The sequence below is a fragment of the Photobacterium sp. OFAV2-7 genome (assembly GCF_022347985.1).
In the GTDB taxonomy this organism is placed as follows: domain Bacteria; phylum Pseudomonadota; class Gammaproteobacteria; order Enterobacterales; family Vibrionaceae; genus Photobacterium.
On the sequence record NZ_JAKRFQ010000114.1, the window covers coordinates 1 to 8,520 of the forward strand.

7 protein-coding genes and 1 other annotated feature are annotated in these 8,520 nt (G+C 47.0%); of the genes, 2 read left to right on the forward strand and 5 right to left on the reverse strand.

Annotated features, from left to right (window positions below):
* Window positions 1-456: 456 nt before the first annotated feature.
* From MHN01_RS08920 to rluD, 5 genes are all read right to left on the reverse strand, one after another.
* Window positions 457-1,125: a tellurite resistance TerB family protein gene (locus MHN01_RS08920; protein ID WP_239411034.1), complete on the reverse strand. Its 669-nt coding sequence runs from the start codon at window positions 1,123-1,125 to the stop codon at window positions 457-459.
* Window positions 1,126-1,337: 212 nt separating this feature from the next.
* Window positions 1,338-1,709, reverse strand: a complete 372-nt coding sequence (locus MHN01_RS08925) for a hypothetical protein (RefSeq protein ID WP_239411035.1) — start codon at window positions 1,707-1,709, stop codon at window positions 1,338-1,340.
* Window positions 1,710-2,035: 326 nt separating this feature from the next.
* Complete coding sequence (clpB, locus tag MHN01_RS08930) at window positions 2,036-4,609, reverse strand: ATP-dependent chaperone ClpB (RefSeq protein ID WP_239411036.1); 2,574 nt, start codon at window positions 4,607-4,609, stop codon at window positions 2,036-2,038.
* Between the two features lie 233 nt (window positions 4,610-4,842).
* A complete protein-coding gene (pgeF, locus tag MHN01_RS08935) occupies window positions 4,843-5,571 on the reverse strand; it encodes a peptidoglycan editing factor PgeF (protein WP_239411037.1) in 729 nt (242 codons plus the stop codon).
* A gap of 1 nt (window position 5,572) precedes the next feature.
* On the reverse strand, window positions 5,573-6,547 hold the full coding sequence (gene rluD, locus MHN01_RS08940) for a 23S rRNA pseudouridine(1911/1915/1917) synthase RluD (RefSeq protein ID WP_239411038.1): 975 nt from the start codon (window positions 6,545-6,547) through the stop codon (window positions 5,573-5,575).
* A 139-nt stretch (window positions 6,548-6,686) separates the two neighbouring features.
* Between rluD and bamD the strand changes: the two genes are divergently transcribed.
* The gene (gene bamD, locus MHN01_RS08945) at window positions 6,687-7,412 is read left to right on the forward strand and encodes an outer membrane protein assembly factor BamD (RefSeq protein WP_239411039.1); all 726 of its coding nucleotides are present in this window, start codon (window positions 6,687-6,689) and stop codon (window positions 7,410-7,412) included.
* 391 nt (window positions 7,413-7,803) lie between these two features.
* Window positions 7,804-8,151, forward strand: coding sequence for a ribosome hibernation-promoting factor, HPF/YfiA family (hpf, locus tag MHN01_RS08950; protein WP_075763059.1), 348 nt, complete (start codon window positions 7,804-7,806; stop codon window positions 8,149-8,151).
* A gap of 162 nt (window positions 8,152-8,313) precedes the next feature.
* Window positions 8,314-8,435: a sequence feature (Phe leader region), on the forward strand.
* The last annotated feature ends 85 nt before the right edge of the window (window positions 8,436-8,520 follow it).

Sequence of the window (8,520 nt, forward strand, 5' to 3'; positions counted from 1 at the left end):
TAGGCCTGCCGCCAGCGTTCAATCTGAGCCATGATCAAACTCTTCAATTAAAGTTTTGTTGTTACCGAAGTAACGGCTCAATGAATACTGTTAATTCATTACCGAAGTAATGAATGAATTGACTGTGCTCCTATTGGCTTTCACTTTTGAAAAAGTAAAACAAAACAGCTCAAAGCTGTACCAACTTGAATTGGTCACTCAGCTTCATTGATAAATCTTTTGACTAATCATTTCACGAGTGCCCACACAGATTGCATGGTCAAATTGTTAAAGAACAATCCGATACGTTGCTGGCTTAAGTTGCCGCGCTCCGTGTCGGTGAGGCGGCATTATAGAGACTTGGATTCCGTTGGCAAGGCTACTTTTGAAATAAATCACCAAAAACAACCCAACCGAACAAATTATGACCAATAGGGCCCACTTAGCACAATAAATCACCAATATTGACGCAGTGATTTATAAGTTAGCCTGCTCTTGTATACGTAAAGCCAGTTCTTGCGGCAAAGAAAGCGCACTCGCCAATTGATCTAGATATGCCTTCTCTAAAAAATGGTCGACATCGATTGCCAGTAGTGAGACCAAGTACACTTCCGATGCCTGCTCGAGATTTGATACCTCAGAAGCAATCACTTGTGGGTCAAGTGGTTCATTTATCCAACGGTTTATCAGCCCTTCCACATCTTGATCGATATTCTGCTGTTGCAACCATTGCGCTATGGCTTGTTTTTCATTGCTATCAATATGTCCATCTGCTTTCGCCGCAAAAACCATGGCTTTAATCAGTATTAGTGGGTCAACAATCGACGTATGGTTATAGGACAGCGACTCAGATGGCCGGCCTTCCTCGTTATTTGAGGCTGGCTTCCATTCAACGTTCTCTCCCTGCTGCCATTTTTTATACGCCTGGTAAGCCAGCGTACCAACGACAGCTGTCCCTCCGAGCATGGCGGCTTTCTTTCCATATTTCGTCGCCAGTTTACGGCTTTTTTTATTACCTAGCACCGCACCCATTAACCCACCAGCAGCAGCCCCTTTTAGCAAATCAGTTTTACCGGATGACGACTTGGAAGAACTATCGACATATTTACTGGCCTGGTTCAACAATTGATCCATAAGGCTTTTCATAGACTCTCCTTACTATTGGCAGAATCCACAATGCTCTCAACCAGCTGAGCGACAATGACAGCATTGTGACAAAACAAACATCCCCAGAAATCAAAAGCAGACTAACGCAATCAAAATGAATCGAATATGAATCTTAAGTAAAGCTAGGTAAAGGAGCGTCAACGCTATCGCACCAAGCTCCATTTAGCTTATTTCTCATTCAACATCTAGAATTACGGTTGGCACTGTGAAATATCTATAGAAACATGCCCTTTACTGTTCATCAATTCCGTCATGGCATCATAGGAACCTAAGTACTCACTGCTCAGAGTGATCACTAACTGTTCCTCACTATCAGAATCAGCATAATAAGAAAGGCTGGCATTGATTGCCGATCTTTCTTCAAAGGCACCACTGGCCATTATCCCCTTCAGGTAATCGACTTTTTGTTTAACTATTTGTCCAGCACTCGACCCTTTTGCATAGTCTTCCAAATAAATTAACGTGACATGCGCTCTCGAGGCTAAATCACATTTTGCAGTCCAGCCTGTTACCGGCAGCATCCCCAACACAGCGATAAAGCAACATAACCACTTACCAGCCATACCAATTACTATCCCTTCACAACTTGCAACTTTGTCTACGACAATTAAGAGTAATGAAAGTCTCTACGGGGTTAGCATCTGACAAAAGAACTGCTTGATACTATTGCGAGATGATTCCCTTCGCCTTTGAGTTTTGTATAAGAAATTTCATAAAAACGGTCTAGGTGATACAACTTCGCCAAAGAATGAATAAACCATGCGTAATTGACATCCACTCCAAATAACTAAAGCCAGTGTATATAGCTAGCAATAAAAAGCCCCCGCTTTAACTTAAAGCGAGGGCTTTAGATTTCAGTAACGTTCGATATCCATCGAACCATCAACAGTTATTGCTTGGCAGTGATCCGATCGTTTTCAGCAACAAGATTAATCGCTTTCCCCGTTACGAACTTACCCGAAAGGATATCTTGGGCTAACGGATTCTCGATATAATGCTGGATAGCACGTTTTAGCGGCCTTGCTCCATAGACAGGATCAAAACCCGCCTTGGCAATCAATTCCAACGCACTCTCTTGCAACGCAAGCTGATAGTCTTTCTCTTCCAGCCGCTTAATCAAACGTGTGATCTGAATATTTGCGATATTCTTGATGTGCTCTTCACCAAGCGGATGGAATACCACAGTTTCGTCAACCCGGTTAATGAACTCGGGGCGGAAATGATGGCCGACCACTTCCATTACAGTATTTTTGATCCCCTCATAATCAAGCTCACCAAAGTGCTCCTGAATGCGATCAGAGCCAAGATTGGAAGTCATGATGATGACGCTATTTCGGAAGTCGACAGTTCGCCCCTGCCCATCGGTCAGGCGCCCGTCATCAAGTACCTGCAACAGAATATTGAACACATCAGGATGAGCCTTCTCAACCTCATCAAGCAAAATCACAGAATATGGCCGACGGCGAATGGCTTCTGTCAGGTAGCCGCCTTCTTCATAGCCAACATACCCTGGAGGAGCACCAACCAGGCGGGCGACGGAATGCTTTTCCATAAATTCGGACATATCGATCCGCACCATGGAATCTTCACTGTCAAACATAAAGTGAGCCAAGGATTTACAGAGTTCTGTTTTACCAACCCCGGTCGGGCCAAGGAACAAAAAGGAGCCTATCGGCCGGTTTGGATCAGAAAGCCCGGCACGACTACGACGAATAGCATTGGCTACTGCCTCGACAGCCTCATCCTGACCAATAACTCGTTTGTGCAGTGCCTGCTCCATTCGCAGCAGCTTATCTCGCTCTCCTTCCATCATCTTGGCAACAGGAATACCAGTCTGACGTGATAGCACTTCGGCAATTTCTGCATCGGTAACCTTGTTTTTCAACAAGCTCATCTCCTGCATCTCTGCCTGAGCGGCCAGATCCAGCTGTTTCTCCAGCTCAGGGATTTTGCCGTACTGGAGTTCTGACATCCGGTTGAGATCACCGGCACGACGCGCTATTTCCATATCGGTACGTGCTTGCTCCAGCTCCGTCTTAATATACTGAGTACCAGAAAGAGCCGCCTTCTCGGCATTCCACACCTCTTCCAACTCAGCATATTCTCGCTCTTTGGTATCTAGCTCTTCGGACAAATCCTTTAATCGTTTCTGGCTTGCCTCATCACTTTCTTTTTCCAGCGCCTGCTGCTCGATCTTAAGCTGGATAATACGGCGATCGAGGCGGTCCAATGACTCAGGCTTGGAATCAATCTGCATACGGATACTGGAGGCGGCCTCATCGATAAGATCAATAGCCTTATCCGGTAATTGTCTGTCTGAGATATAGCGATGCGACAGACTGGCCGCAGCGACAATAGCAGGGTCGGTAATTTCGACATGGTGGTGAAGCTCATAGCGCTCTTTCAAACCACGTAAAATCGCAACGGTATCTTCGACTGTCGGTTCATCCACCAGCACCTTCTGGAATCGTCGTTCCAATGCTGCATCTTTTTCGATGTACTGACGATACTCATCCAGCGTCGTGGCGCCCACACAGTGCAGCTCGCCTCGCGCCAGAGCTGGCTTGAGCATATTACCGGCGTCCATTGAGCCTTCGCCTTTTCCGGCACCGACCATGGTGTGCAGTTCATCGATGAATAAGATGATGTTGCCTTCTTCCTGAGAAAGCTCGTTGAGGACCGATTTTAGTCGTTCTTCAAATTCACCGCGGTATTTTGCCCCGGCAATTAACGCTCCCATATCCAAAGACAATACACGCTTATGGCGAAGGCCTTCCGGTACCTCCCCGTTAATAATTCGTTGCGCAAGCCCTTCAACAATCGCGGTTTTACCGACACCTGGCTCACCAATAATCACCGGGTTATTTTTGGTACGACGCTGAAGCACCTGGATTGTGCGCCGAATTTCATCATCACGACCAATCACGGGATCGAGTTTGCCCTGCTCTGCCCGCTCAGTCAGATCAATGGTGAACTTTTCCAGGGCCTGACGGTTTTCTTCGGCGTTGGGATCATCGACCTTCTGACCACCACGAACTTGCTCGATGGCCTTTTCGATCTTCTCGGCTGTCAGCCCTTTTTGTTTCAGCAACTGCCCCAACGAACCTTTATCGTCAACGGCAGCCAAAATGAATAGCTCAGAAGAAATGTATTTGTCTTTACGTTTTTGGGCCAGCTTGTCGCACATATTCAGGAGCATACCCATCCCATGAGACAGCTGCACATCACCACCGATACCACTGACTTTAGGCAAGTGTTCCAGTAGCTCGGACAAGCCGGAGCGTAATTGGGAAATATCGACATTCAGCATTGTCAGCAACGGGCGGATCGTACTGCCATCCTGATTGAGTAACGCCACCATCAGGTGGGTCGGTTCGATATACTGATGGTCTCGTCCTAAAGCCAGCGACTGAGCATCAGATATCGCCATTTGAAACTTGCTGGTAAATCGGTCAAGACGCATAAGTCCTCCATATATCATCCTTTCTCTCGATAGATATGGTGGTACACAAAGCACTTTTCAACCAATGAATCATTTCATTCTTTCTATGTTATGCAGAAATTCACGAACCTAACTCTTTACAGATAACAGAGTGTGTGGGCCAGCTCTCCCACAAAAATAAAAAGCCCCCGTATCACTACGAGGGCTTCATTATCTTGCCAAAACTCAGGGCATAACGATTCAAAATCTGGCTATTAGCTTTCAATCCAAATCAGCGAGGCCTGCCTGCCAGTCACTCCGTCTCGTCGGTATGAGTAAAAACGCTCCGGACTGCTGAATGTGCAGAAATCACCGCCATAGATCTTGCTAACCCCGGCTCGTTGCAACCGTTGGCGGGCCAGCAAATACAGATCAGCCAGCCATTTATCACCGTAAGGTTTAAAGGCCTGCTCAGCCTGAGGCAACTCAGCCATAAACTGCTCACGCACCTCATTCCCCACTTCAAAGGCATCCGGACCAATTGCCGGCCCGAGCCAGGCTAGGATCTGATCAGCCGGTGCATGGAAGGTATCCAGTGCCGCCTCAATGATTCCATCGGCAGCACCACGCCAGCCAGCATGTACTGCAGCAACCTGAGTACCGGCACTATCACACAGTAAAATAGGCAAACAGTCAGCCGTCATCACCGCACAAGCTATATCAGCAACACGAATATAGCTTCCGTCGGCATCCGGTGTTGCCGCCAATGGCGCATTCACCCCGATAACTATCGTGCTATGGGTTTGGTTTAGCCAAGCCGGCGATTTTGCCAGCCCGAGTTCTTGCTGTAATTGAGTACGATTGCACTGAACGTGTTCAATGTTGTCCCCGACATGCGAGCCTAAGTTCAGCCCCTGATAAGGCTGTTGACTTACCCCTCCCTCACGAGTGGTCGAAACGGCTTTAATATTGGCCGGAGCCGGCCAGTCAGGAACAATGAACATCTTAGTAATCGTCCTCGTGGTGCTCTTCTTTGTCTTTACGGAGGATATTGATCATTGCAACCATATCGATTGGAAGCGGTGCATGCCATTCCATCAATTCACCCGTGATTGGGTGATCAAGACGCAACATACGCGCATGCAGAGCCTGACGATCAAACGCACGCAGCGCCTGGATCAGCTCGTCAGATGCATGACGAGGCGGACGCGGACGGCCACCGTAAGTTGCATCACCCACCAACGGATGCGTCAGGTAAGACATATGAACACGGATCTGGTGAGTTCGCCCCGTTTCAAGACGAAGAACAATACGCGTATGCTCACGGAAGTGTTCAGCAACCCGATAATGCGTAATCGCCGGCTTGCCCAGCTCATGAACTGCCATGCAGGTACGCTTGGTCGAATGACGGCCAATCGGCTTTTCGACTGTACCGCCACCGGTCATTTTACCCATCGCAATCGCTTCATACTCACGGGTAATCTTACGCTTTTGCAGCGCACGAACTAATCGTGTCTGGGCTTGAATGGTTTTGGCGACAACCATCAGGCCTGTCGTGTCCTTATCCAGACGGTGAACAATCCCCGCACGAGGTACTTCAGCCAGCTCAGGGCAATGATGCAGCAAGGCATTCAATACCGTACCATCTGGTGTACCGGCTCCCGGGTGGACAACAAAATCACGTGGCTTGTTGATCACCAGGATATGTTCATCTTCATAAACAATATCAAGCGGAATGTCCTGGGCTTCCCAGCGCACTTCGTCCTCGACTTCTGCCTGAACGAAAAGTTCTTCACCACCCATCATTTTTGTACGTGGTTTATTCACGACTTTGCCGTCAACGGAAACCATGTCATTCAAAATCCATTCTTTGATCCGCGAACGCGAATAATCCGGATATAATTCAGCGAGAACCTGATCAAGTCGAAGACCTAGCTGGCTCTCATTTACTGTATTTGTTAACTCAATTTGCTGTGCCATAGCGAACTTTTTCAAAAAGCGTGGGACTAAACGTCAAACGCTGCGTAAAATAACCTAATAGTGTCATTGTATCTGTTAACGGCTCCGTCCGTAATGGATCCATAGAAATAAAATTTTTATCAAGGAAACAGACACCGCAATGAAACGCCTGACAATTACGACTTTTCTTGCCGTTGCCATTCTTTCAGGCTGTTCAAGCACTGAAGAAGTAGTGCCAGATGTACCGCCATCAGAGCTGTATGCAACTGCTCAGCAGGCACTACAAAGTGGAAGCTGGATGACCGCAATCGAACAACTGGAAGCATTAGATTCTCGCTATCCGTTTGGCGCCTACTCGGAACAAGTGCAGCTTGATCTGATTTATGCCTACTACAAGAACGATGATTTAGCGCTTGGTGAAGCAACGATTGACCGCTTTAATCGCCTGAACCCAGCACATGAAAAAGCAGATTGGGTTCTGTATATGCGTGGCCTAACCAATATGGCGCAGGATCGCAGCTTTATGCACGACCTGTTTAGCATCGATCGTCATGACCGGGATCCCGAGCCGTCACGCAAGGCTTTTCGTGACTTCAAACGGCTGCTCGAGCGCTATCCAAATAGCCACTATGCCGCTGATGCCAAAGCACGAATGACCTACCTGAAGAACCGACTGGCCGATTATGAGCTGGCAACTGCCGACTTTTATATTCGCCGCGAAGCCTGGGTTGCCGCAATCAATCGTGCCCAGCTTATCCAGCGCCAGTACCCGGACACCCACGCAGCGCGCCAGTCACTGGAGCTCATGATTGTTGCCTATGAACAGCTCGGCCTGCAAGAACCACTTGAACACACCAAGCAACTTATTGCCCTCAACCCGCAATAAACAAATACCGTCGCCTAAATGAAAAACAGCAGCCCAATGGCTGCTGTTTTCTTATCAACTGTTTTTGCGTGATGTTGGACTCAAAGCCTGAACGGGCATTTATTTACACTATAAAAAACGGACAATTTTCACCCAAGCTATTGTTATAGCTCGAATTTAATCCCTAGTTAGCACCAGCCACCAGCGTTCCTAATACCCTCATACTGCCTTAATTAATTCGCCCTCGACAAGCACTTTCGTCAAACTTTTTTGCAACAAGTAAAGACGGATCACAGAATTTTTCTAGACATTATCGCATGCGCCCAAGTGTGATTTACGTCACATTATTCGGCCATAATTTTAGTAATCTGAAGTTAACCCAACGAAGGGTAGCAAAAGAGGAAAGATAATTATGACAGTAAACATCACCGGCAAAAACCTTGATATCACCCCTGCTATCCGCGAACGTATTGAGTTTAAATTCAAGAAGTTAGAAAAGTACCAAGTTCCACTTATCAGTAAAAATGCAGCCATCAGTACAGAACCAGGCAAACAATTCAAAATTGAAGCATCTGCTGCCATTCCAGGAGGTCAACTAGTCGCCTCAGCAGAGCATGACGATATGTACGGCGCCATAACTGAGGTTTACCAAAAACTGGAACGCCAGCTCAAGAAACAAGCTCATAAGCCAACAGCGCGTCGCGCCAGCCATAGCAGCAAGCCCGGGGTTGAAGAAACAGAAGAAGAAGCTGAAGCATAATTATTTAAGAGGATTACAGCGTTGTTTACCTTCTAGTATGAAAGGGTAAACAATCCCAAGCAGCCCTGCCCATGCAGGGCTGTTTACTTTCTGCTTGACAAGGCCTTATCGGCTGAATAATGTTGAGTCATATTCATCACAAAATACACAGTTATTACCAATGCGATTACTAAACCTGTTTTTCTTTAGCTTCTTTTTTATGTCACCTTAACGGGGGCTATTCGTTACGCAAGAAATAAGCTAAAGACGAACAGACAGCCTCCTTCCCGGGAGGCTTTTTTGTATCGGTTGCAGATAGACATATCAAGTTGCAGACAGACAGGGACTAACAATGACAGAGCAACAGTATTCACTGGACGACATCAGAAA